We start from the raw sequence: 23,986 nt of genomic DNA, 5'->3' as shown, positions 1-23,986 counted from the left end.
CGATGCGGTGAGACTCGGCTTACAGGTCGAGCAGCAGGCGTGCCGGATCTTCCAGCGCATCCTTCATCGCGACGAGCGACAGCACGGCTTCGCGGCCGTCGATGATGCGGTGGTCGTACGACAGCGCGAGGTAGTTGATCGGGCGGATCACGATCTGGCCGTTTTCGACGACCGGACGCTCCTTCGTCGCGTGCACGCCGAGGATGGCCGACTGCGGCGGGTTGATGATCGGGGTCGACAGCATCGAGCCGAACACGCCGCCGTTCGAGATCGAGAACGTACCGCCCGTCATTTCCTCGATCGACAGCTTGCCGTCCTTCGCCTTCTGGCCGAATTCGGCGATCTTCTTCTCGATCTCGGCGAGGCTCAGCTGATCCGCGTTGCGCAGGATCGGCACGACCAGGCCGCGCGGCGAACCGACCGCGATACCGATGTCGAAGTAGCCGTGATAGACGATGTCGTTACCGTCGATCGACGCGTTCACGAGCGGGAACTTCTTCAGCGCATGCACGGCCGCCTTCACGAAGAACGACATGAAGCCGAGCTTCACGCCGTGTTCCTTCTCGAACTTGTCCTTGTACTTGTTACGCAGCTCCATGACCGGCGCCATGTTCACTTCGTTGAACGTCGTCAGGATCGCGTTGGTCTGCTGCGATTCGAGCAGACGCTCGGCGATACGCGCACGCAGGCGCGACATCGGCACGCGCTGTTCCGGACGGTCGTTCAGCCAGGTCGCTGCCGACGCCGGCACCTTCACTTCCGGCAGTGCCGGCTTCGCGGCGGCGGTCTTCGCCGGTGCGGCGGCCGGAGCCGCCTTCGGTGCGCTGCCTGCTGCCAGCGCGTCGCCCTTCGTGACGCGGCCGTCGCGGCCCGACCCTGCGACGTCGCCCGTCGACAGGCCCTTCTCGGCCAGCAGCTTCGCGGCGGCCGGCGATGCGGCGGCCGAGCTCGATGCGGTCGCGGCAGCCGGCTGGGCGGCCGGCGCGGCTGCTGCAGGCGCGGCGGCCGGCTTGACTTCGGCGGCGCCTGCCGCTGCTTCGGCAGCACCTGCCTTCGCTTCGGTGTCGATCGTCGCGATGATCTGGTCGGCGACCACCGTGTCACCGTCGTTCTGCAGCACTTGCGCGAGCACGCCCGCTGCCGGCGCCGGCACTTCGAGGACGACCTTGTCGGTCTCGAGTTCGATCAGGATTTCGTCCTGCGCGACTGCTTCGCCCGGCTTCTTCTTCCACTGCAGCATGGTGGCTTCCGACACCGACTCCGACAGCTGGGGGACTTTGACTTCTACGATAGCCATGTGATTTTCCTGGATGCTTAATCTGGGGTGTGACGAGGTTCGTGCGATTCCTTCGGCCGGTGCGGCGCGCGACGCGCGCGGGGGCCAAAAGGGACGGGAAAGCGCCGCGCGCCTTCCCGTGTCGCTTGACGTCGGTTATTTCGCGATCGATGCGCTCTTCAGGCGGCCGAATGCCCCTTCGATCAGGGCCTTCTGCTGCTCGTAGTGCTTCGCGTAGTAGCCAACCGCCGGCGAGGCCGAAGCCGGACGGCCGCTGTATGCCAGCTTCTGCCCTTCCTTCATGCCTTCCTTCAGGTGGTGCTCGACGTAGAACCAGGGGCCCTGGTTCTGCGGCTCGTCCTGCACCCAGACCACTTCAGTCGCGTTCTCGTACTTCTTCATTTCGGCTTCGAACTGCTTGTGCGCGAACGGATACAGCTGCTCGATACGGATGATCGCGACGTCGTTCGCCTTCGCTTCACGGCGATGCGCGACGAGGTCGTAATACACGCGGCCCGAGCATGCCAGCACGCGCTTGACCTTCTTCGCGTCGATGCCACCATCGGTTTCGCCCAGCACCGGCTGGAACGAACCCTTCGCCAGTTCCGACAGATCCGACACCGCTTCCTTGTGGCGCAGCAGCGACTTCGGCGTGGCGACGATCAGCGGCTTGCGGAACAGACGGATCATCTGGCGACGCAGCAGGTGGAAGATCTGCGCCGGCGTCGTCGGCTGGACGACCTGCATGTTGTGGTCGGCACACAGTTGCAGGAAACGCTCGATACGCGTGGACGAGTGTTCCGGACCCTGGCCTTCGTAGCCGTGCGGCAGCAGCATCGTGAGACCGGACACGCGGCCCCACTTCACTTCGCCCGACGAGATGAACTGGTCGATCACGACCTGCGCGCCGTTGACGAAGTCGCCGAACTGCGCTTCCCACAGCACGAGCGTGTTCGGCTCGGCGGTCGAGTAACCGTATTCGAAGCCCAGCACCGCTTCTTCCGACAGCACCGAGTCGATCACCGTGAACTTCGCCTGACCGTCGGCGATGTTCTGCAGCGGCACGTACGTGCCGTCGTTCCAGCGCTCGCGGTTCTGGTCGTGCAGCACCGCGTGACGGTGCGTGAACGTGCCGCGGCCCGAGTCCTGGCCCGTCAGGCGCACCGAGTAGCCCGATGCGACGAGCGACGCGAACGCGAGGTGTTCGCCCATGCCCCAGTCGAGCGGCTGGTCGCCGCGCGCCATGTTACGGCGGTCGTTGATCACGCGCTCGACGAGCGGGTGAACCTTGAAGTTTTCCGGGACCGTGGTGATGCGTTCGCCCAGGCGCTTCAGTTCGGCGAGCGGCACGGCCGTGTCGGCTGCGTCCGTCCATTTGCGGTTCAGGAACGGAACCCAGTCGACCGCGTACTTGCTCTTGTAGTTCGACAGGACCGGATCGACGGTGTGGTGACCGTCGTCCATCGCCTTGCGGTACGCCTTCACGTAGTTGTCGGCGTCTTCCGCGGTGATCACGCCCTGCTGCACGAGCTTCTCGGCGTACAGCGCACGGGTGCCCGGGTGCTGCGCGATCTTCTTGTACATCAGCGGCTGCGTGACCGCCGGCGTGTCCTGCTCGTTGTGACCCAGCTTGCGGAAGCAGACGATGTCGATCACGACATCCTTGTGGAACTGCATCCGGTAGTCGATCGCGATCTGGATCGCGAGCACGACGGCTTCCGGATCGTCGCCGTTCACGTGCAGCACCGGCGCTTCGATCATCTTGACGACGTCGGTACAGTACAGCGTCGAGCGCGCGTCGCGCGGGTCGGACGTCGTGAAGCCGATCTGGTTGTTGATGACGATGTGCAGCGTGCCGTGCGTGCCGTAACCGCGCGTCTGCGCGAGGTTCAGCGTTTCCATCACGACGCCCTGGCCGGCGAAGGCCGCGTCGCCGTGGATCTGCACCGGCAGCACCTGCAGGCCGTCTTCGTCGCCGCGACGGTCCATCCGCGCCTTCGCGGAACCTTCGACCACCGGGTTCACGATTTCGAGGTGCGACGGGTTGAACGCGAGCGACAGGTGGACCGGGCCGCCTTCCGTCGACACGTCCGACGAGAAGCCCTTGTGGTATTTCACGTCACCGGCCGGCAGGTCGTCGACGTGCTTGCCTTCGAATTCGGCGAACAAGTCGGCCGGCATCTTGCCCAGCGTGTTGACCAGCACGTTCAGACGGCCGCGGTGAGCCATGCCGATGATGATTTCCTGCACGCCGCTCTTGCCCGCGTGCTGGACGACTTCGTCCATCGCCGCGATGAAGCTTTCGCCGCCTTCGAGCGAGAAGCGCTTCTGGCCGACGTACTTGGTGTGCAGGTAGCGCTCGAGGCCTTCGGCGGCCGTCAGGCGATTCAGGATGTGCTTCTTCTTGTCGACCGAGAAAGCCGGCGTCGCGCGGGTCGATTCCAGGCGCTCCTGCCACCAGCGCTTCTGTTCCGGGTCGCTGATGTACATGTACTCGGCGCCGATCGTGCCGCAGTACGTGTCGCGCAGGCCCTTGACGATGTCGCGCAGCGAAGCCTGGTCGAAACCGAAGTACAGGTTGCTTGCGCTGTACGTCTGGTCGAGGTCGCCTTCGGAGAAGTCGTAGAACGCGGGTTCGAGTTCCGGAATGGCCGGACGTTCGCGACGCTTCAGCGGATCGAGGTTGGCCCATTGCGAGCCAAGGAAGCGGTAGGCGCTGATCAGCGACTGGACGTGCACCTGCTTGCGCGCGGTTGCCAGATTGCTGGTGCTTTCGCGCGGGATGAAGGCATTGGCCTTCGCGCGCTCGGCGAACGATTCGACGATCGGGAAGTGAGCGACGTCATTGGCGTTGGAGCCGTCCGTCGCGGGCACGTTCTGCAGCGCGTCGAAATACTCTCGCCAGTTCTCCGGCACCGACGCCGGATTGTTGAGGTATGCATCGTACAGTTCTTCAACGTACGAAGCATTGCCGCCGAACAGATAGGAGTTCAGCTGAAACTGCTTCATTACATCTGACATTTTACGCTCACCTTTCTTCGAGCTTCTCGAGAAATAGCGGGTTACTCAACCTTCCGCGACACGGCCTGACCGTTTAGCGGATTGCGAATCAAGTCTTGCTTGGAAGGACCTAAAACTTGCGTGCGCGCAGCATATCACAGAACCGATACCGGAGTTCACGGTGAAATGTGCCCGAAAGCACCGCGTGGCGGGGTTTTGCCGGATTGCCGCGACCCGCCGGAACAGTGTTTTGCAGGCACTCCGGTTGCGCGATGCGCGAATGCAAAAAAGGCTGCCCGAAGGCAGCCTCTTTCGTCGTGCGCGGGAACAGTCGATGCTTAGTCGACCGCGCCTTCGCGGCTCGCGCGGCGACGCTCGTGCTCCTTCAGGAAGCGCTTGCGCAGGCGGATCGACTGCGGCGTCACTTCGACGAGCTCGTCGTCGTCGATGAATTCGACCGCGTATTCCAGCGACATCTGGACCGGCGGTACCAGACGCACGGCTTCGTCGGTACCCGACGCGCGCACGTTGGTCAGCTGTTTGCCCTTGATCGGGTTCACGACGAGGTCGTTGTCGCGGCTGTGGATGCCGATGATCATGCCCTCATACAGCGCGTCGCCCGGCTTCACGAACATGCGGCCGCGATCCTGCAGCTTCCACAGTGCGTAGGCCACGGCCGCGCCGTCGTCCTGCGAGATCAGCACGCCGTTGCGGCGCTCGAACACCGAGCCGTCCTTGACCGGTGCGTACGAGTCGAAGATGTGGCTCATCAGGCCCGTGCCGCGCGTGAGCGTCAGGAATTCGCTCTGGAAGCCGATCAGGCCGCGTGCCGAGATCTTGTATTCCAGGCGCGTACGGCCGCGGCCGTCCGACGCCATGTCGAGCATTTCGCCCTTGCGGCGGCCGAGCTCTTCCATCACGCCGCCCTGGTGCTCGTCCTCGACGTCGACCGTCAGCAGCTCGTACGGCTCGTGACGCACGCCGTCGATTTCCTGCATCACGACGCGCGGACGCGACACGGCCAGCTCGTAGCCTTCGCGGCGCATGTTCTCGACGAGAATCGTCAGGTGCAGCTCGCCGCGGCCCGACACTTCGAACACCGTTTCGTCGCCGGTATCCTTCACGCGCAGCGCGACGTTGTGGTTCAGTTCCTTCATCAGACGGTCGCGGATCTGGCGGCTCGTCACGAACTTGCCTTCGCGGCCGGCGAGCGGCGACGAGTTGACGAGGAAGTTCATCGTCAGCGTCGGTTCGTCGACGGTGATCATCGGCAGCGCTTCCGGCGTGTCGACCGCGCAGATCGTCGCGCCGATGCCGACGTCTTCAATCCCGTTGATCAGCACGATGTCGCCCGCTTCGGCCGATTCGACCTGCACGCGCTCCAGGCCCTTGAACGACAGCACCTGATTGATCTTGCGGTTCAGCACGTCGCCTTCCGGGCCGAAGCGCATCACGACCGGCTGGCCCGGCTTGATCCGGCCGCGCGTGATGCGGCCGACGCCGATCCGGCCGACGTACGTCGAATAGTCGAGCGACGTGATCTGGAGCTGCAGCGGCGCTTCCGGATCGGCCGGGCGAACCGGCACGTGCTCGAGGATCGCCTCGAACAGCGGGCGCATGTCGCCTTCGCGCGCGGCCGGGTCGAGCGACGCATAGCCGTTCAGGCCCGACGCGTAGACGATCGGGAAATCGAGCTGCTCTTCGGTCGCGCCGAGCTTGTCGAACAGGTCGAAGGTCTGGTTGATCACCCAGTCGATCCGCGCGCCCGGACGGTCGATCTTGTTGACGACGACGATCGGCTTCAGGCCGAGCGCGAGCGCCTTCTTCGTGACGAAGCGCGTCTGCGGCATCGGGCCCTCGACCGCGTCGACGAGCAGCAGCACCGAGTCGACCATCGACAGCACGCGCTCGACTTCGCCGCCGAAGTCCGCGTGCCCCGGGGTGTCGACGATGTTGACGTGCGTGCCTTCGTATTCGACCGCGCAGTTCTTCGCGAGAATCGTGATCCCGCGCTCTTTTTCGATGTCGTTCGAGTCCATCACCCGCTCCGCAATCTGCTGGTTGTCGCGGAAGGTGCCGGACTGGCGGAGCAGCTGGTCGACGAGCGTGGTCTTGCCGTGGTCGACGTGGGCGATGATGGCGATATTGCGAAGGGCGCGGGTCATAGAAACCTGGAAATCGTTTGAACGCGCAAACGCGCGCGCTTGTTTTCCACGGGGCGCGCGCGTTGCAGCTTGGAGAGCCTCAAATTATAGCACGTGTGCGTGTCGACAGCTGTCCCGCGCGTTGCAACGCAGCAAAACAGGCTGCGCCAATCCGCTTCGCCCCACCGCGCCCGGACGAAAAACCTTATCGAGACAAGGGATTCTCGCCGTGCCGAGCACGCGCTTAGCCGTTCGATTAACATTTGCCGCGGCAAGCAATTGCGCCTATACTGCTGCCTAGTCAACTATTGCAGCTTCAGGGTTTTATGTCGGATTCTCCTACCCCACCGCCCGTTTCGCCGTTGTCCACGTATCAGATGAACGACAGCGTCGGCTATCTGATGTCGCGCGTGAAGTCCGTGATGACCAACCTCGTCACGCAGCGCACGCAGGAAGAGCTCGGCATCACCGGCACGCAGGCGAGCATGCTGTTCATGATCGCGGTCGGCAAGTGTTCGACGGCCGCCGAACTGGCGCGCGAATACGGGATCGACGCGAGCGCGGTCACGCGCCTGCTCGACCGGGTCGAGAAACGCGGCCTGCTGTCGCGCGTGCGCAGCATCGAGGACCGGCGCGTCGTGCGCCTCGAACTCACCGACGAAGGCCGTGCGCTAGCCGAACGGCTGCCGCCCATTTTTCGCAGCGTGCTCGACCAGGTGCTGGACGGGTTTACGCCGGAAGAAGTCGGGTTCCTGAAGAGCATGCTGCGCCGCATTCTCAGCAACTATTGCGAGACGGCCGGCGGCAGCGTCACGTAATAGTTGCCATAACAATTACTTTTGACAGATTAATGTAAGGAAATCCTTGCAGTGTCCATCATTCATTCCGAGTCAGGGGTTAGCGCGATGAAAACCTCCCCGTTGTCCGTGCGCGCCGGGTCGTGCCGCGCCGCCGTCGCCGCCGCGGTCGCCGCGCTGGCGCTGGCGGGCTGCGCGAATTACATCGGCATCAAGAGCGACAAGCAGATCGCCCCCGCGTCGCAATTCGAATCCGCCCAGAGCCTGCCGGCCCAGGGCGGCCAGTGGCCGGCGCTCGACTGGGCGAGCCAGTTCGGCGATCCGCAACTGCCGAAGCTGATCGACGAAGCGCTGCAGGGCAACCCGTCGATCGCGCAGGCGCAGGCACGCATCGCGAAGGCGTCGTCGTACATCGAATCGTCCCGCTCGAACCTGATGCCGAAGGCCGAAGCCAGCTATTCGTGGACGCGCGAGCTGTATTCGTCGAACGCACTGTTCCCGCCTCCGTACGGCGGCCAGTGGTACAGCGAGAACAACGCGCTCGCGAGCGCGTCGTGGGAACTCGACCTGTGGGGCAAGAACCGCGAACGCCTGCACACGGCCGTGTCGCAGGAAAAGGCCGCCGAAGCCGACATGCAGCAGGCGCGCATCACGCTCGCGTCGTCGGTCGCGCGCACCTACAACTCGCTCGCGCAGCTCTATGCGCTGCGCGACATCGCGCAGCGCGAGATCAGCAACCGCGAGACGGTCGGCAAGATCACCGACGGCCGCGTATCGGCCGGCCTCGACACCAACGTCGAACGCCAGACGGCCCGCGGCAACATCGCGACGACGCAGGCTTCGCTGTCGGACCTCGACGGCCAGATCACGACGGTGCGCTACCAGCTCGCCGCGCTGCTCGGCAAGGGCCCGGATCGCGGGCTGCAGATCGCGGCGCCCGTGATGAACCCGAGCGGCGACGTCACGCTGCCCGGCAACCTGCCGGCCGATCTCGTGTCGCGCCGCCCCGACATCGTCGCCGCGCGCTGGCAGGTCGAAGCCGCGATGCACGACGTGAAGGAAGCGAAGGCCGAGTTCTACCCCGACGTGAACCTCGCGGCCGGCTTCGGCTTCGATGCATTCGGCTGGGGCAAATTCCTGAATTTCGCGAGCCGCCAGGCGCAGTTCGGCCCGGCGATCCACCTGCCGATCTTCGATGCCGGCGCGCTGCGCGCCCAGCTCAAGGGCCGCTACGCCGATTTCGACCTGTCGGTCGCGAACTACAACCAGACGCTGATCAGCGCGCTGAACGACGTCGCGACGCAGGTCGCGTCGATCCGCGCGGTCGATCGCCAGATGGGCGACGCCCAACGTGCGCTCGACGCATCGACGCGCGCGTACGATCTCGCGGTCATCCGCTACAAGGCCGGCCTGTCGCCGCAACTGCAAGTGCTGACGGCGGACAGCAACCGCCTCGCATCGGAGCAGACGGTGACCAACCTGAAGATGCGTCGCCGCGACATGCAGCTCGCGCTGATCAAGGCGCTCGGCGGCGGGTTCGACGCGACGGGCACGCCGCTCGCCGCGCCCGATGCGGCCACGCCGACCAAACAAGCCGCCAACTGAGCCGGCGCCACCACTACGCAGACACTCGAAATAACGGACGGAGAAAATCGCCATGAGCGACCAACAAAACGCCGCCAGCGCGCAGCCGCAGAACAACGGCAAGCGCAAACGAATGATGACGCTGCTCGTCGCGGTCATCGTGATCGCGGCCATCGCATACGGCCTGTACTACTTCCTCGTCGCCCGCTTCCATGAAGACACCGACGATGCGTACGTGAACGGCAACGTCGTGCAGATCACGCCGCAGGTCACCGGCACCGTGATCGCCGTGAAGGCGGACGACACGCAAACGGTCAAGGCCGGCGACCCGCTCGTCGTGCTCGACCCGGCCGATTCGCAGGTCGCACTGCAGCAGGCGGAAGCCAACCTCGCGCAGACGGTGCGCCAGGTGCGCGGCCTGTTCGTCAACGACGACCAGTACCGCGCACAAGTCGCGCTGCGCCAGTCCGACCTGTCGAAGGCACAGGACGACCTGCGTCGCCGCCTCGCCGTCGCGCAGACGGGCGCCGTGTCGCAGGAAGAAATCTCGCACGCCCGCGACGCGGTGAAGGCCGCGCAGGCATCGGTCGACGCCGCCCAGCAGCAGCTCGCATCGAATCGCGCATTGACCGCGAACACGACGATCGCATCGCACCCGAACGTGATGGCCGCCGCCGCGAAGGTGCGCGACGCATACCTCGCGAACGCGCGTAACGTGCTGCCGGCGCCGGTCACCGGCTACGTCGCAAAGCGCTCGGTGCAGGTCGGCCAGCGCGTATCGCCCGGCAACCCGCTGATGTCGGTGGTGCCGCTCAATGCCGTGTGGGTCGACGCGAACTTCAAGGAAGTCCAGTTGAAGCACATGCGCATCGGCCAGCCGGTCGAGATGACGGCCGACATCTACGGTTCGTCGGTCACGTACCACGGCAAGGTCGTCGGCTTCTCGGCCGGCACGGGCTCGGCGTTCTCGCTGCTGCCGGCGCAGAACGCGACCGGCAACTGGATCAAGGTCGTGCAGCGCCTGCCGGTGCGTATCGAGCTCGACCCGAAGGATCTCGACAAGCATCCGCTGCGCATCGGCCTGTCGATGCAGGTCGACGTGGACATCAAGGACGAACGCGGCGACCAGCTCGTCAACGCGCCGAACACCGTCTACGAGACCAACGTGTTCGCGAAATACGGCGACGAAGCCGACGCCGAAATCGCGCGCATCATCGCCGAGAACGCAGGCGGCAACGCGTCGGCGCCGGTCGCGGCGAAGCAGAACGCCGCCGCGAAAATGATGTAACCGTTCCGACTCCGGAAAGACAACCGACATGGCACAGGCTCCTGTCTCCTACCCGCCCCTGCAGGGCGGGCAACTCGTGCTCGGCACGATCGCGGTGTCGCTCGCGGTGTTCATGAACGTGCTCGACACGTCCATCGCGAACGTCGCGATCCCGACCATCTCGGGCGACCTCGGCGTGTCGTCCGACCAGGGCACGTGGGTCATCACGTCGTTCGCGGTCGCCAACGCAATCTCGGTGCCGCTGACCGGCTGGCTGACCGACCGTTTCGGGCAAGTTCGCCTGTTCCTCGCGTCGATCATCCTGTTCGTCATCTCGTCGTGGATGTGCGGGCTGGCGCCGAGCCTGCCATTCCTGCTCGCGTCACGCGTGCTCCAGGGTGCCGTCGCGGGCCCGATGATTCCGCTGTCGCAATCGCTGCTGCTGTCGAGCTATCCACGCGCGAAGGCGCCGATGGCGCTCGCCCTGTGGTCGATGACGACGCTGATCGCGCCGGTCGCGGGGCCGATCCTCGGCGGCTGGATCTCGGACAATTATTCGTGGCCCTGGATCTTCTACGTGAACATCCCCGTCGGCATCGCCGCCGCGCTTGCCACGTGGTCGATCTACCGTACGCGCGAATCGACGGTGCGCCGCGCGCCGATCGACGGCGTCGGCCTCGCGCTGCTCGTGCTGTGGGTCGGCTCGCTGCAGATCATGCTCGACAAGGGCAAGGATCTCGACTGGTTCGCGTCGACCACGATCGTCGCGCTCGCGTTGATCGCGGTCATCTCGTTCGCGTTCTTCGTGATCTGGGAGCTGACCGCGGAACATCCGGTCGTCGACCTGTCGCTGTTCCGCATGCGCAACTTCACGGGCGGCACGATCGCGCTTGCGGTCGGCTACGGGCTCTACTTCGGCAATCTCGTGCTGCTGCCGCTGTGGCTGCAGACCCAGATCGGCTATACGGCCACCGATGCGGGGCTCGTGATGGCGCCCGTGGGGTTGTTCGCGATCCTGCTGTCGCCGCTGACCGGCAAGTTCCTGCCGCGCACCGATCCGCGCTACATCGCGACCGCTGCGTTCCTCACGTTCGCGCTGTGCTTCTGGATGCGTTCGCGCTACACGACCGGCGTCGACGAATGGTCGCTGACGCTGCCGACGCTCGTGCAGGGCATCGCGATGGCGGGCTTCTTCATCCCGCTGGTGTCGATCACGCTGTCGGGCCTGCCCGGCCACCGCATTCCGGCGGCGTCCGGCCTGTCGAACTTCGTGCGGATCATGTGCGGCGGCATCGGCACGTCGATCTTCCAGACCGCGTGGGACCACCGCAACAACTTCCACCACGCTCAGTTGGTCGAGCAGACGAATCCGTACAACCCGACGTTCAATCAGGCCGTCACTCAGATGGGCAATCTCGGGCTTACGCAGCAGCAGGCACACGGCCTGATCAACAACATGGCCACGCAGCAGGCTGCGCAACTCGGCGTGAACGATCTGTTCTACATTTCGGCGGCGATCTTCGTGCTGCTGATCGGACTGATCTGGATCACCAAGCCCGAACGCGCGGGCGGCGGCGATGCGGGGGCGGCGGCGTCGGCCGCGCACTGAGCACCACGTTCAATGCAATGCACCCAACAAAAAACCCGGTCGATTTCGACCGGGTTTTTTTGTGCCGACGATGGCGCTTGCGCGCCTCGCATCACTCAGCCGTCACGACCAGCCGCTCCGGCGCGAGCACGCCATTCGCCTTGCGCGCCACGCCGAGCAACCGCGTTGCGTCGTACACGCGCACGCGCTCGCCCTCGCCCGCGTCGATCGGTTCGAGCGCCGACAGCGGTAGCCGCTGCCCGTGCAGAAACCGCTTCGTGCTAGCTTCGTCGAGACGCACCAGCGGAAACGTCGACAGCAGCGCATCAACCGGCTGCAGCCATGCATCGCGCGCCGATTCGGCCGCGTCCGACAGCGCGTCGAGCGTCACCGCATGCTCGAGCGTCAGCGCACCGACGCCCGTGCGACGCAGCATCGTCAAATGCGCGCCGCAACCCAGCGCTTCGCCGATATCCTCCGCCAGCGTGCGCACATACGTGCCCTTGCTGCAGGTCACGCGAAACGTCACGTCGGGCAGCTCGCACGCGAGTAGTTCGAGCAAGTGGATCGTCACGTTGCGGCCTTTCCGCTCGACGGTCTGACCGGCGCGCGCATATTCATACAGCGGCTTGCCGTCGCGCTTGAGCGCCGAATACATCGGCGGCACCTGCACGATGTCGCCGGTGAAGCGCACGAGCGCGGCTTCCACCGCCGCTCGATCGCATTCGACCGGCCGCGTGTCGATCACGTCGCCTTCCGCGTCGCCGGTGGCCGTGCGCTGGCCGAGACGCATCGTCGCTTCATAGGTCTTGTCGGCGTCGAGCAAATCCTGCGAAAACTTGGTCGCTTCGCCGAAACACAACGGCAGCAGGCCCGAAGCCAGCGGATCGAGCGTGCCGGTGTGACCGGCCTTCTTCGCGAGAAGCAGGCGCTTCGCGCGAATCAGCGCATCGTTGCTGGACAGGCCGACCGGCTTGTCCAGCAGGAGAACGCCGTCCAGCACGCGCCGGGGCACGCGCGGACGTTGGGGTGCTGCATTCGTCATAGGCCCGTCGAGCTCAGTCGTCCTTGGCAGGCGCGTCGGCCTCGTCGTCGTCCTTCGCGCGGGTCGAGTTCGCTTCCTTGATCAGGCGCGACATTTCGACGGCCTTCTCGATCGTCTGGTCGTAATGGAAATGCAGCGTCGGCACCGTATGAATGTGCAGGCGCTTGAACAGCAGGTTGTGCAGGTGACCCGACGCATGGTTCAGCGCCTCCTGCGTCTTGTCCGGATCGCCGGTGAGCGCCGTGAAATAGACCTTCGCGTGCGCATAGTCCGGCGTGAGTTCCACGCTCTGGATGGTCACGATGCCGACGCGCGGATCCTTGACCTCGCGCATGATGAGTTCGGACAGATCGCGCTGAATCTGGTCGGCGATCTGAACGTTGCGATTGGGGGAAGTACGTTTCCTGGACATGATCGATCCGTGATCCGTTTATCAGGATGAAGCGGCGGCCGTTTTCGGCACGCCACCATGAAAATGGGCGGGACAGGCCCAAGCCTGCCCCGCCCATGAGCCGATGCGCGACGATTACAGCGTACGCGCGACTTCGGTCACTTCGAAGACTTCGAACTGGTCGCCTTCGACGATATCGTTGAAGTTCTTCACCGACATACCGCACTCGAAGCCTTGCTTCACTTCCTTCACGTCGTCCTTGAAGCGCTTCAGCGATTCGAGTTCGCCCGTGAAGATCACGACGTTGTTGCGCAGCACGCGCACCGACGACGAGCGCTTGACGATACCGTCCGTGACCATACAGCCGGCGACCGTGCCGATCTTCGGTACCTTGAAGACCTGGCGCACCTCGACCATGCCGGTGATGACTTCGCGCTTCTCCGGCGCCAGCATGCCCGACATCGCCGCCTTCACCTCATCCACTGCGTCGTAGATGATGTTGTAGTAGCGGATATCGATGCCGTTCGCCTCGGCCAGCTTGCGTGCCTGAGCATCCGCACGCGTGTTGAAGCCGATGATGACCGCCTTCGATGCCGTCGCGAGGTTGACGTCGTTTTCGCTGATGCCGCCCACCGCGCTGTGCACGATCTGCACGCGCACTTCGTCGGTCGACAGCTTGAGCAGCGACTGCACGAGCGCTTCCTGCGAACCCTGCACGTCGGCCTTGATGATGAGCGGCAGGTTCTGCACTTCGCCCTCGCCCATCTGCTCGAGCATGCTTTCCAGCTTCGCGGCCTGCTGCTTCGCGAGCTTCACGTCGCGGAACTTGCCCTGACGGAACAGCGCGATTTCACGTGCCTTGCGCTCGTCCGGCAGCACGATCACTTCCTCGCCCGCACCCGGCACTTCCGACAGACCCTGGATTTCGACCGGGATCGACGGGCCGGCTTCCTTCGTCGGCTTGCCGTTCTCGTCGAGCATCGCACGGACGCGGCCGTAGGCCGTACCCGCCAGCACGATGTCGCCGCGGTTCAGCGTACCGGACTGCACGAGGATCGTCGCGACCGGGCCTTTACCCTTGTCGAGCTTCGCTTCGATCACGATGCCCTTGGCCGGCGCTTCGACCGGTGCCTTCAGTTCCAGCACTTCGGCCTGCAGCAGCACGTTCTCGAGCAGATCGTCGATACCCGCGCCCGTCTTCGCCGACACCGGCACGAACGGCGAATCGCCACCGTATTCTTCCGGCACGACGCCTTCCGCGACCAGCTCCTGCTTGACGCGATCGGGGTTCGCATCCGGCTTGTCGATCTTGTTGATCGCGACGACGATCGGCACGCCGCCCGCCTTCGCGTGGGCGATGGCTTCCTTCGTCTGCGGCATCACGCCGTCGTCGGCCGCCACCACCAGCACCACGATGTCGGTCGCCTTCGCGCCGCGTGCACGCATTGCCGTGAACGCTTCGTGACCCGGCGTATCGAGGAACGTGATGACGCCACGCGGCGTTTCGACGTGGTAAGCGCCGATGTGCTGCGTAATGCCGCCCGCTTCGCCCGCTGCAACCTTCGCGCGGCGGATGTGGTCGAGCAGCGACGTCTTGCCGTGGTCGACGTGACCCATCACCGTGACGACCGGCGGACGCGGCAGTTGCTCCGCATCGGTACCGGTTTCGCCTTCGACGAGCAGCGCTTCCGGATCGTCCAGCTTCGCGGCAACCGCGCGGTGGCCCAGTTCCTCGACGATGATCATCGCCGTTTCCTGGTCCAGCACCTGGTTGATCGTGACCATCTGGCCCATCTTCATCATCACCTTGATGACTTCGGAGGCCTTGATCGACATCTTGTGCGCGAGATCGGCAACCGACACGGTTTCCGGCACATGCACTTCGCGAACGATCGGTTCGGTCGGCGCCTGGAACGTCGAACTGTCCTGGTGACGGCCGCGACCCTTCGGGCCGCCGCGCCAGCCGCGGTCGACGCCGCCGCTCGAGTCGCCGCGCGTCTTGATGCCGCGACGCTTCGATGCGTCGTCCTGCCAGCCGCCCTTGCCTGCGCCCGGCTTCTTGTTGCGGTCGCCCGCGCCTGCCGGCGCCTGCGTGGTGGCCGGAGCCGCCGCACCCGCCGGCTTCTTCACGGCCGGACGCGCCTGTGCGCCTTCCGGCTTCGCCGGCTTGTGCAGCGTGCCCTTCGCTTCAGCCGGCTTCGGCGGCTCGACCGGCTTCGGCGGCTCGACTGCCTTGACCACGGCCTTGCGCGGCGTGTTCATCATTTCGCGGATCGCGCGTGCTTCGGCTTCTGCCGCCGCGCGACGCTTGCTGATCTCTTCCTGCTCGGCGCGCGCCTTGTCGGCTGCCTCGCGGGCAGCGTCCTCGGCCTTCTTCGCCGCTTCGCGCTGCGCCGCGCGTTCGGCGGCTGCGCGTGCTTCGTCCTGCGCGGACTGCGTCGGCGTCGCTTCCTGCTCGGCAGCAGCAGCCTGCTGCGCTGCCGCCTGCTGCTGGGCTGCGGCGGCTTCCGCCGCGGCACGCTTCGTCGCCGCTTCTTCCTCGGCGCGACGGCGCTCGGCCTCGGCCGCTTCCTCGCGGGCGCGACGTTCGGCTTCCTCGCGCTCGAGGCGCTCCTGACGCTCGCGCAGCTCCTGCGCCTGCTTCTCGAGCAGCTCGGCCTCGCGGCGCGCCTCTTCCTCGCGACGCTTCAGTTCTGCATCGTCGTCCGCTTCGGCGACCTGCGCCTGACCCTGTTCCGCGCCGTCGGCCACGTCGTCGCGCTTGACGAACGTACGCTTCTTGCGGACCTCGACCTGAATGGTGCGAGCCTTGCCCGTCGCGTCAGATTGCTTGATCTCCGACGTATGCTTGCGGGTCAGCGTGATCTTGCGCTTGTCGCCGTCGGTTGCGCCGTGCGACTTGCGCAAATGATCGAGCAGACGCGCCTTGTCCGCTTCGGACAGCGCATCGTCTTCACTCGCTTTCTGGACGCCCGCTGCCTGCAGCTGTTCGAGCAGCACACCAGCAGGCATTTTCAGTTCCGCGGCAAATTGGGCTACGTTGTTACTCGCCATTCATTCCTCTTAGTGCAAGGACCGATTCCTTGCGGTTAGCATCGGGTCAGGCCATACGGCCGCCATCAAATCAGTGCGCCATGGTCATTTCTCACTGGAACCAATGTTCACGTGCTTTCATGATCAACGCCTTAGCGGCATCCTCTTCCATTCCGGTCATGTCGACCAGTTCATCTACAGCCAGTTCGGCGAGATCGTCGCGCGTCTGCACGCCGTGTTCGGCCAGCTTCGCGAGCAGCTCCGGCGTGATGCCGTCGAGGCTCTTGAGATCCAGCGCTGCATTCTCGACCTTTTCTTCGTTCGCGATGGCCATCGTCAACAGCGCGTCGCGTGCGCGGTTGCGCAGTTCGTGCACGGTGTCCTCGTCGAACGCCTCGATTTCGAGCATTTCGTTGAGCGGCACGTACGCGATTTCCTCGAGGCTCGTGAAGCCTTCGTCGATCAGGATGTCGGCAACTTCTTCGTCGACGTCGAGACGCGCCATGAACAGCGCACGCAGCCGGTCGCGCTCTTCGCCCTGCTTCAGCGCGGATTCGTCCGGCGTCATGATGTTGATCTGCCAGCCGGTCAGTTCGCCGGCAAGGCGCACGTTCTGACCGCTGCGGCCGATCGCGACAGCCAGTTCGTTCTCGTCGACGACGACGTCCATCGAATGCTTTTCTTCATCGACGACGATCGACTGGACGGCTGCCGGCGCGAGCGCGCCGATAACGAACTGGGCGGGATCTTCCGACCATAGCACGATGTCGATGTTTTCGCCACCGAGCTCGTTGCGCACGGCCTGCACGCGCGAACCGCGGATGCCGACGCAGGTGCCGATCGGATCGATCCGCTTGTCGTACGCGATCACGCCGATCTTCGCGCGCACGCCCGGGTCGCGGGCGGCCGCCTTGATCTCGAGCAGGCCCTGCTCGATTTCCGGCACTTCCATCTCGAACAGCTTCATCAGGAATTCGGGCGCCGTGCGCGACAGCTCGATCTGCGGGCCGCGCGCGGTGCGGTCGACCTTCGCGATGTATGCCCGCACGCGGTCGCCCACGCGCAGGTTTTCCTTCGGGATCAGCTGATCGCGGCGCAGCAGCGCCTCGACACGGCCCGATTCGACGATGAAGTTGCCCTTGTCGAGCCGCTTCACCGTACCCGTCATGATCTTTTCGCCACGCTCGAGGTAGTCGTTCAGGATCTGCTCGCGCTCCGCGTCGCGCACCTTCTGCAGGATCACCTGCTTCGCGGCCTGCGCGCCGATCCGACCGAATTCGATCGACGGAACGGGTTCCTCGACATACTCGCCGACTTCGACGTCGGGCTTCTGCTCACGTGCTTCGAACAGCAGGATCTCGCGATCCGGCTCCTGCAAGCCTGCCTCGTCGGGCACGACGAGCCAGCGACGGAAGGTTTCGTGCTCGCCGCTTTCGCGATCGATATGGACGCGGATTTCGGCGCCTTCGTCGAACAGCTTCTTGGAAGCGGACGCGAGCGCAGCCTCGAGGGCGCCCAGCACCACATCCTTGTCGACGTTTTTCTCGCGCGCCAGCGCATCCACCAGCATCAACACTTCGCGACTCATTATTTGCGGCTCCTAAAGTCAACTTGCGGAATCAGGCGGGCTTTATCGATATCGGCCAGCGTGAAATCCAGCATGGCTGCCTCGCCTTTCTTCCCCTCAAATTCCAAACCGATCGTTTCGCCATTCGGCGCGTGCAGAATGCCCCGGTACGTCTTGCGCCCGTCCAGCGGCTTTTTCAAGGTCACGGAAACTTCGCTGCCGGCGAAGCGCTCGAAGTCGGCCAGCTTCTTCAACGGGCGGTCGAGCCCCGGGGACGAGACTTCGAGCCGTTCGTAATCGATATTTTCGACCGTCAAGACGTGCTGGAGCTGACGCGTAACCTTTTCGCAATCTTCGAGCGAGATGCCGGCAGGCTGATCGATATAGATGCAAAGCATGCCGCGCCCGGTGCGCTCGAGTTCCACCAGCTCGTAGCCGAGCCCGGTGACCGTGGTTTCTATCAGTTCCGTCAGTTGCACAGTGTCCTCTCAGGTGTTCGCGCCCGCCGCTCGCGATTCACCCGCGGGCGCGCGCCTTAGCCGGCGCAGGAAGCGCTACCCGAGATGCCTAACCGTTTCAGCAAAAAAAAATGGGCGGAACGCCCATCTTCTTACTGGTGGTCGCACCTGAGCCGCACATTGAATCCGTACGCCCAGCGACTCCGCGATTATAGCGATTTTTGGCGCAAACGCCAAGCCAGCCGGTAAAAGCAGCGCGTCGGCCGCCTTTACGGACCGAAAATGCGAAATCGGGCTTGTCCGGTCGACCGGCGCATCCCGCCGCGCCGATGATCGGCATTGCCGCGGCACGCGGCATGGATACAGCCGAAGATCATCGACGCGATGCGTCGTGCCGGAAAAATCGGCCGGACGCCGATCGAGCCGGCACGCCGGCGGCTCTACGCCGCCGTGCCCCAATAGACGCTTAGCGGCCGCGCGTGCGGCTGCGCTGCGGACGCTGGCCACCGCGCGCGCCGCCGTTGCCGGCGCCGTCCGCACGATTGCCGTTCGGATTGCGATTGCCGCCACCCTTGCTGCCGCCGCGCTTCGGGCCCGCGCCATACGACGCGCGATTGCCGTCGACATCGCGACCACCGCCGGTGCGATTGCCGTCGCGGCCGCCGCCTGCGCGATTGCCATCACGGCCGCCGCCCGCGCGGTTGCCATAACCCGACGGCGCAACCGGCAGGCTGCCGTAGCCGCTCAGGCCCGGCAGACCCGGGCCGCCGCGTCGGCCACCGCCGCGACGCGGCTGGTCGAGTTGCCCGTGCGTCGTCAGCACCGGCTCGCGACTGATGAAGCCCATCGACGTCTCCATCGGGTCGGGCTGGCGACGCTCGGCCGGACCGGCACTGCCGCGCTTGCCCTTCTCCTCGGCCGGCGCCTTCAGGCCGACGGTTGCCATCAGCTTGCGCACCTGCGCGTCGTCGAGCTCTTCCCAACGACCGCGCTTCAGGCCGCGCGGCAGCGGAATCGGGCCGTGACGCGTCCGGATCAACCGACTCACCATCAGGCCGACCGCCTCGAACATCCGGCGCACTTCGCGGTTGCGGCCTTCGGCCAGCGCGACGTGATACCAGTGGTTCGTGCCTTCACCGCCGCCGTCGCGGATGCGCAGGAAATTCGCCGGACCGTCGTCGAGCTCGACGCCGTGCAGCAGCTTCTGCCGCATCCCTTCGGCCAGCTCGCCGACGACGCGTACCGCGTACTCGCGCTCGACGCTGTAACGCGGATGCATGAAGCGGTTCGCGAGATCACCGGAGGTCGTCAGCATCAGCAGACCTTCGGTATTGAAGTCGAGGCGGCCCACCGCGAGCCATTTCGCCGTCTTCATCGGCGGCAGACGGTCGAACACCGACGGACGGCCTTCAGGATCCGCGTGGCTGACGATCTCGCCGGTCGGCTTGTGATACAGCAGCACGCGCGGCGGCTTGTTCGGCAGCTTGCGCTTGACCGGCTTGCCGTTGATCCGCACCTGGTCGGTCGGCATGATCCGCTGGCCGATGTGCGCGGGCTCGCCGTTCACCGACACGCGGCCGGCGACGATCAGCTCTTCCATTTCGCGGCGCGAACCCATGCCTGCTTCCGCCAGCACCTTGTGGAGCTTCGGCGCGTCGTCGTCCGGCGACAGCACGCGCTTGTTCGCCGGCTGGCTGCGGCCGCGGCGCAGCATCGGCGCACGCACGCCGCTGCCGCCCGCGGAGTTGTCCGCGTCGAAGGCGGGCGACGTCACGTATGCGAACAGCTCGTCCTGGGACGCATCGCCTTCCGCCGCCTTCGCCGGGCCGCCTTCAGCCTTCGCCGCACCGCGACGGCCCTGGCCGCCCTGGCCACCCTTGGGTGCGCCTTCGCGCTTGGCGGCCGGCTTGCGACCGCCCTTGGCCGCGCCTTCCTTGCGCGGCGCACGCGCCGGCTGCGCGTCGACAGCGTCGGCCGGCTGCGCATCCGCGCCCTCGGCACCCGGCTGCTCGCCTTCGGCGCCCTTCGACTTGGCCGCCGCGCGACGCCGCGCGATCAGGCTGCGCGGGCCGCGCCGCAGACCGCGGCGGGGACGCTCGTCGCCACCCGCGGCCGAAGCATCCCGCTCCGGCGCATCGTCGGCACGCGCTGCCTGCACGGCAGGCGCGGACGATTCAATATCGTGGATATCTGTCAAAACAACCTCAAAATGTCAGGTCTCGCGCCCGGCGCGGGCGCGGCAAGAAGTTGGCCGCGATCAGGCGCGACGCTGTTCGGGTTCTGCTTCGTCGTCCGGCAGCGCGTCGGCGCCGATGGGCGCACTGGCGCTTCGCACGGCATCCGCGAGACTGTCGGACGTGTCGTCCAGCGCCTCGTCGTCCGCAGGACGGAGGCGGGATGCGTCGGCCTGATCGGCCTCGCCGGGCATGCCGCCGGCCGCTTCCGCTCCGTCTCCGGCAGCCGCTTCGGCGGCCGGCTTGCGATCTTCCTCGCTCCAATCCGCACGCTGCGGCTCGGGCTGCACATCGGTCGGCACTGCTTCGGCGCCAACCTGTTCCGTCCGTTCAATCTGTTCCGTTTGCCCGCGATCAGCATCGAGCGTATCGCGACCCGGAATTTCCTGCGTCGACGCGACGTCGGCCGCGGCATCGCCGGCCCCGTCGGTCGACTCGCCGGCGACTGCTTCATCCGCCAGCGCCTGCGGCGCGTCGGCCGCCGGCATGTCACCGTCGAAATCCATCGCCTGCTGCGCGAGCAGCGCGGCCTCGATGTTCGCAGCCGGCTCTTCGAGCGCGGGCAGGTCGTCGAGCGCCTTCAGGCCGAGATCGTCGAGGAACTGCTTGGTCGTCGCATACAGCGCCGGACGCCCCGGCACGTCGCGATGACCGATCACCTCGATCCAGCCGCGGTCCTCGAGTTGCTTGACCACCTGCGTATTGACCGTGACGCCGCGAATCTCTTCAATGTCGCCGCGCGTGACGGGCTGCCGGTACGCGATGATCGCGAGCGTTTCGAGCACCGCGCGCGAATATTTCGGCGGCTTCTCGGGATGCAGGCGATCCAGATAATGACGCATCGCCGGCTTGCTCTGAAAGCGCCACCCGGTCGCCAGCGCCACCAGTTCGACACCGCGACCGGACCAATCCTGTTTCAGGTCTTCGAGCAACGTGCGGACCGTGTCAGCCGACACGCCGTCGGCAAAGAGCTTGCGCAAATCGCCAAGCTTCAGCGGTTCCTGCGCACAGATCAAAGCAGTCTCGAGGACGATCTTCGCCTCTTGGGTATTCATGCAGCTAGGCCAGACCCTGTGGTCAAACGAACCGGATCAACAAACAGACGAAAGGAACGGAAGACGCGCTCGCCCGATTCTGATCGGTCATATTGATGGGAGCACGAACCGGGGGCGGCGAACCAACTTCAGGCCAGGCCCAAACCGGACGGAACAGCACGGCTCAACGACGGAACCGCGTGACTGAGCGCCATATTACGCAAAATTGCCCGGTGCGTAAAGATGAGTGGAACAGGCCGCCGCCCGGGCGGCGCACCCGCTCCGTCCCCGCTTCAGCGGGCGCCCGCGCCATGCGCAAGGAACCGGCGCAGCCGCTCGACGCCCGCGTCGAGCCGCGCCGGATCGCACGCATAACACCAGCGCACGAACCCCTCCCCCTCCGGGCCGAACGCACGCCCGGGCGCCAGGCCGAGCCCCGCGTCGCGCACCAGCGTCTTGCAGAACGCCAGGCTGTCGGCCGCCCCCGGCAGCCGCAGGAACAGGTACATCGCGCCCGGCGGAGGCGGCACCTCGACGCCCGGCAGCGTCCGCAGCGCGGCGACCAGGTGATCGCGCGCGTCGCGCAGCGCCGTGACGAACGCCCGCACGAACGGCTCGCCGTCGCGCAACGCGACCTCGGCCGCGGCCTGCACGAAGCCCGGCGCGCACGACGTGTTGTATTCGACGAGCTTCGACAGGTCGCCCATCACCGAGGCCGGCGCAATCAGCCATCCGAGCCGCCAGCCCGTCATCGCCCATGCCTTCGAGAACGAATTCACGACCACGACGCGCTCGTCGCGAGACGCGATGTCGAGAAACGACGGCGCGCCGCCCTCGTCGAAGGCAAGCCGCTCGTACACCTCGTCGGCGACCAGCCAGATACCGTGACGACGACAATGGGCGAGCACGGCCAGCTGATCGTCGCGCGACATCGTCCAGCCGGTCGGGTTGTTCGGCGAGTTGATCAGCAGCATCCGCGTATCGGGCGTCAGCGCCGCGAGCAGCCGGCCGACGTCGAGCTGCCAGCCCGCGTCGCCGTAGCCGAGCGGCACGCAATCGACCTGCGCTCCCAGAATCTTCGGAATCTCGACGAGATTCGGCCACAGCGGCGTGACGGCGACGACACGCTCGCCCGGCCCGACCAGCATCTGGGCGGCCAGCATCAGCGCACTCACGCCCGAACTCGTCACGGCGACCGTGTCGGCCGCCGTCGCACCGTGACGCGCGCTGACGTAGGCCGCGATCGCGTCGCGCAGCGGCGCCGTGCCGAGATTGTGCGTGTAGAAGGTCGCGCCGTCGCGCAGCGCCGCCGCCGCGGCGTCGCGGATGAAGTCCGGCGTCACGCGATCGGATTCGCCGAACCAGAACGGCAGCATGTCCGGCACGCCGAAACCGGCGTTCGCGACCTCGCGGATCAGCGACGGCCGCAGCGCATGCACCGCGGTGCGCGCCGCCGGCTCATCGTGCGGCGGGAAAAAACCTGCGGAATGCGTCATCGAGAACACCGCGGAGGAACACGATCCGCGTAGTGTACCGGCCGGCAAGCCGGACCGGCGCACGGCGGCGCACGTCAGTCGAGATCCTCGGCCCTTGCCGGCATCTGCCGCACGAGCTCCCAGATCGCCTGCGCGGCGGGCGACAACGACCGGTCGCGGCGGCGCACCAGCTCGACGGTGCGTTCGGTGCGCGGCGTGAGCGGCCGCGCGACCAGCGTCGAGCCGGCAGGCAGCGGCAACGACAGCCACGGCTGCACGCTTACGCCGACACCGGCCTCGACCAGCCCGAACACGGTCGCCGAATGCCCGAGTTCCTGCATGACCGTCGCGTTGACGCGATGCGTGGCCAGCGCCGCGTCGATCAGCGGCCGACTGCCCGACGCATGATCGAGCAGCACGAGGCGCTCGCCGTCGAGCGCCGTCCACGGCACCTCGGCCCGCGCCGCAAGCGGATGGTCGGCGCGCGCGACGAGGCAGAACGAATCGGTCATCAGCGGCTCGCAGACGATATCGGCGACCGTCAGCGGCCCGATCACGACGCCGAAGTCGACTTCGCTCGACTTCACCTTGCGCAGCACGTCGCTCTGCACGTCGTCGCGCAGGCCGAGCGTCACGAACGGGAACTGGCGCTCGCACGACGCCACCACGCGCGGCATCAGCCTGCAGGCGATCGTCGGGCTTGCCGCGACGATCACGCGCCCGCGACGCTGCTCGCCAATCTCGCGAATCTCGCGCAGCGTGTCGTCGAGATCGTCGAGCAGGCGCGACACGCTCGCGATCAGGTTTCCGCCGACGTCGGTCAGCTGCACGTCGCGCGTCGTCCGGTCGATCAGCTTCAACCCGAGTTCGGCCTCGAGCTCACGCACGCAACGGCTGACCGCGGACTGCGTGAGCCCGATCTCGTCACCCGCCCGACTGAAGCTCTTGAGCCGCGCGACCTCGATGAACACGCGAAGCTGGCGCAGCGTAACGTTCATGTCCCGACCTCATCAATCGCCGATATCGATGCGTGATTCTAATGTGCGAAGCCGTCCGCGGTGAGCGAATCTGGCCCCCGCCGTCCATGTTTCGC

At 65.9% G+C, this 23,986-nt stretch carries 16 protein-coding genes; 4 read left to right on the top strand and 12 right to left on the bottom strand.

Features of this window, described 5'->3' with window-relative positions; genetic code table 11:
- Positions 1 to 19: 19 nt before the first annotated feature.
- The 3 genes from odhB to typA form a co-directional block, all read right to left on the bottom strand.
- Positions 20 to 1,297 (bottom strand): 2-oxoglutarate dehydrogenase complex dihydrolipoyllysine-residue succinyltransferase, encoded by a 1,278-nt coding sequence (odhB, locus tag KR541_RS07490; RefSeq protein ID WP_050012491.1) that lies wholly within the window; start codon positions 1,295 to 1,297, stop codon positions 20 to 22.
- 135 nt (positions 1,298 to 1,432) lie between these two features.
- Positions 1,433 to 4,297, bottom strand: coding sequence for a 2-oxoglutarate dehydrogenase E1 component (locus tag KR541_RS07485; protein ID WP_050012490.1), 2,865 nt, complete (start codon positions 4,295 to 4,297; stop codon positions 1,433 to 1,435).
- Between the two features lie 317 nt (positions 4,298 to 4,614).
- Positions 4,615 to 6,441 carry a translational GTPase TypA gene (typA, locus tag KR541_RS07480; protein ID WP_006476159.1) on the bottom strand — a complete coding sequence of 609 codons (1,827 nt, stop codon included), beginning with the start codon at positions 6,439 to 6,441 and terminating at the stop codon, positions 4,615 to 4,617.
- A gap of 305 nt (positions 6,442 to 6,746) precedes the next feature.
- On the opposite strand from typA, the gene KR541_RS07475 reads away from it, so the two are divergent.
- The 4 genes from KR541_RS07475 (at position 6,747) to KR541_RS07460 (ending at position 11,677) form a co-directional block, all read left to right on the top strand.
- Positions 6,747 to 7,238: a MarR family winged helix-turn-helix transcriptional regulator gene (locus KR541_RS07475; protein ID WP_050012489.1), complete on the top strand. Its 492-nt coding sequence runs from the start codon at positions 6,747 to 6,749 to the stop codon at positions 7,236 to 7,238.
- 87 nt (positions 7,239 to 7,325) lie between these two features.
- Entirely contained in the window at positions 7,326 to 8,822 is a 1,497-nt protein-coding gene (locus tag KR541_RS07470; RefSeq protein WP_050012488.1) for an efflux transporter outer membrane subunit, read from the top strand.
- A gap of 52 nt (positions 8,823 to 8,874) precedes the next feature.
- A complete protein-coding gene (locus KR541_RS07465; protein ID WP_050012487.1) occupies positions 8,875 to 10,089 on the top strand; it encodes an HlyD/EmrA/EmrK family protein in 1,215 nt (404 codons plus the stop codon).
- Between the two features lie 28 nt (positions 10,090 to 10,117).
- Entirely contained in the window at positions 10,118 to 11,677 is a 1,560-nt protein-coding gene (locus KR541_RS07460; RefSeq protein ID WP_050012486.1) for a DHA2 family efflux MFS transporter permease subunit, read from the top strand.
- Positions 11,678 to 11,768: 91 nt separating this feature from the next.
- On the opposite strand, the gene truB is transcribed toward KR541_RS07460, so the two are convergent.
- From truB to KR541_RS07415, 9 genes are all read right to left on the bottom strand, one after another.
- Entirely contained in the window at positions 11,769 to 12,701 is a 933-nt protein-coding gene (gene truB, locus KR541_RS07455) for a tRNA pseudouridine(55) synthase TruB (RefSeq protein ID WP_216089474.1), read from the bottom strand.
- Between the two features lie 13 nt (positions 12,702 to 12,714).
- Positions 12,715 to 13,113, bottom strand: a complete 399-nt coding sequence (rbfA, locus tag KR541_RS07450; RefSeq protein WP_050012484.1) for a 30S ribosome-binding factor RbfA — start codon at positions 13,111 to 13,113, stop codon at positions 12,715 to 12,717.
- Positions 13,114 to 13,227: 114 nt separating this feature from the next.
- Positions 13,228 to 16,146, bottom strand: a complete 2,919-nt coding sequence (infB, locus tag KR541_RS07445) for a translation initiation factor IF-2 (RefSeq protein ID WP_050012483.1) — start codon at positions 16,144 to 16,146, stop codon at positions 13,228 to 13,230.
- Between the two features lie 91 nt (positions 16,147 to 16,237).
- Positions 16,238 to 17,713, bottom strand: a complete 1,476-nt coding sequence (gene nusA / locus KR541_RS07440) for a transcription termination factor NusA (RefSeq protein ID WP_006476166.1) — start codon at positions 17,711 to 17,713, stop codon at positions 16,238 to 16,240.
- Positions 17,713 to 18,171, bottom strand: a complete 459-nt coding sequence (gene rimP, locus KR541_RS07435) for a ribosome maturation factor RimP (protein WP_006476167.1) — start codon at positions 18,169 to 18,171, stop codon at positions 17,713 to 17,715. The genes nusA and rimP overlap by 1 nt, the downstream gene beginning before the upstream one ends.
- A 445-nt stretch (positions 18,172 to 18,616) precedes the next feature.
- Complete coding sequence (rluB, locus tag KR541_RS07430) at positions 18,617 to 20,347, bottom strand: 23S rRNA pseudouridine(2605) synthase RluB (protein WP_089488386.1); 1,731 nt, start codon at positions 20,345 to 20,347, stop codon at positions 18,617 to 18,619.
- Between the two features lie 60 nt (positions 20,348 to 20,407).
- Positions 20,408 to 21,439 (bottom strand): SMC-Scp complex subunit ScpB, encoded by a 1,032-nt coding sequence (scpB, locus tag KR541_RS07425; RefSeq protein ID WP_050012481.1) that lies wholly within the window; start codon positions 21,437 to 21,439, stop codon positions 20,408 to 20,410.
- A 272-nt stretch (positions 21,440 to 21,711) separates the two neighbouring features.
- Entirely contained in the window at positions 21,712 to 22,914 is a 1,203-nt protein-coding gene (locus KR541_RS07420; protein WP_050012683.1) for a pyridoxal phosphate-dependent aminotransferase, read from the bottom strand.
- A gap of 74 nt (positions 22,915 to 22,988) precedes the next feature.
- Positions 22,989 to 23,891, bottom strand: a complete 903-nt coding sequence (locus KR541_RS07415) for a LysR family transcriptional regulator (protein WP_089488385.1) — start codon at positions 23,889 to 23,891, stop codon at positions 22,989 to 22,991.
- Positions 23,892 to 23,986 lie beyond the last annotated feature (95 nt).

It is taken from the genome of Burkholderia sola, from assembly GCF_905400185.1.
Lineage (GTDB): Bacteria > Pseudomonadota > Gammaproteobacteria > Burkholderiales > Burkholderiaceae > Burkholderia > Burkholderia sola.
Note: the sequence above shows the minus strand (reverse complement) of the source record. Positions and strands in the feature narration are given on the sequence as shown.

What these genes read in the sequence shown, in the direction of transcription:
- infB (WP_050012483.1), bottom strand. Translation starts at nt 16,146, where the DNA reads ATGGCGAGTAACAACGTAGCCCAATTTGCCGCGGAACTGAAAATGCCT.
- rbfA (WP_050012484.1), bottom strand. Translation starts at nt 13,113, where the DNA reads ATGTCCAGGAAACGTACTTCCCCCAATCGCAACGTTCAGATCGCCGAC.
- KR541_RS07460 (WP_050012486.1), top strand. Translation starts at nt 10,118, where the DNA reads ATGGCACAGGCTCCTGTCTCCTACCCGCCCCTGCAGGGCGGGCAACTC.
- KR541_RS07420 (WP_050012683.1), bottom strand. Translation starts at nt 22,914, where the DNA reads ATGACGCATTCCGCAGGTTTTTTCCCGCCGCACGATGAGCCGGCGGCG.
- typA (WP_006476159.1), bottom strand. Translation starts at nt 6,441, where the DNA reads ATGACCCGCGCCCTTCGCAATATCGCCATCATCGCCCACGTCGACCAC.
- odhB (WP_050012491.1), bottom strand. Translation starts at nt 1,297, where the DNA reads ATGGCTATCGTAGAAGTCAAAGTCCCCCAGCTGTCGGAGTCGGTGTCG.
- KR541_RS07465 (WP_050012487.1), top strand. Translation starts at nt 8,875, where the DNA reads ATGAGCGACCAACAAAACGCCGCCAGCGCGCAGCCGCAGAACAACGGC.
- nusA (WP_006476166.1), bottom strand. Translation starts at nt 17,713, where the DNA reads ATGAGTCGCGAAGTGTTGATGCTGGTGGATGCGCTGGCGCGCGAGAAA.
- KR541_RS07470 (WP_050012488.1), top strand. Translation starts at nt 7,326, where the DNA reads ATGAAAACCTCCCCGTTGTCCGTGCGCGCCGGGTCGTGCCGCGCCGCC.
- KR541_RS07475 (WP_050012489.1), top strand. Translation starts at nt 6,747, where the DNA reads ATGTCGGATTCTCCTACCCCACCGCCCGTTTCGCCGTTGTCCACGTAT.
- KR541_RS07415 (WP_089488385.1), bottom strand. Translation starts at nt 23,891, where the DNA reads ATGAACGTTACGCTGCGCCAGCTTCGCGTGTTCATCGAGGTCGCGCGG.
- KR541_RS07485 (WP_050012490.1), bottom strand. Translation starts at nt 4,297, where the DNA reads ATGTCAGATGTAATGAAGCAGTTTCAGCTGAACTCCTATCTGTTCGGC.
- truB (WP_216089474.1), bottom strand. Translation starts at nt 12,701, where the DNA reads ATGACGAATGCAGCACCCCAACGTCCGCGCGTGCCCCGGCGCGTGCTG.
- scpB (WP_050012481.1), bottom strand. Translation starts at nt 21,439, where the DNA reads ATGAATACCCAAGAGGCGAAGATCGTCCTCGAGACTGCTTTGATCTGT.